The 690-nt window shown below is 44.6% G+C and carries 1 pseudogene; it reads right to left on the reverse strand.

The window, feature by feature from the left end:
• Window positions 1-617, reverse strand: a pseudogene (locus CIK04_RS35825) (LuxQ periplasmic sensor domain-containing protein); the annotation flags it as partial.
• Window positions 618-690 lie beyond the last annotated feature (73 nt).

A 690-nucleotide genomic window follows, 5' to 3' on the forward strand; every position in this document is an offset into this window, starting at 1 on the left:
GTTGCTGCCAGACTCCAGCATTTCGACCAATGGGAAGTTATTGTCCAATACCACTGAAATGTAATACTGACCCAGCACTTCACCCGTTGTCGTATCGATAACAGGAGAGCGTCTCACCAACATATTGCGTAGCCCCATCAGGGTATGCAATGACATAAAATGCCAGTTGTTGCCAAACAGGACACTTTGCGAAATTTTTTCCAACAGCACTTCATTAACGCCGTAAAAATGCGCATTGCCGTCATCCCACAGCAGCCCCTCTCCAGTGGTTAAAAAGCGAAACTCTGGCGTATGAGTGGGATCGGCCTGATCCATGCTCAGGAAATAGYACTCCAGCGTCTCGTCGTCCCCATCGAGGAAAAACGTCGTATCGCCTCATTTTTTGAATTGCTGTCATGATGAATTTGCAAAATAGAGAGGTGATTATTAAACAGACTCTTAACCAACGCTGAGGTCTGCTGTTTGGTGAGCATCACTTCCTGCTTGATGATTTTATTACTGAAGTAGTAACTCTGAATAAAGATACCAATGGTAATAAGTCCGAGCACCAAGAAAATGATGCGCGTAATCAGCGTTGCTAAAGATTGATGCTTGCGTGGCAACTGTTCGTTTGTCATGGCTGATCTGAATATCTAAACGCGCGTTTTTTCAATAGTTCGATGTGTTCTGGCGAATCCTCTTTTGTCACCA

The organism is Vibrio sp. 03_296 (assembly GCF_002265885.1).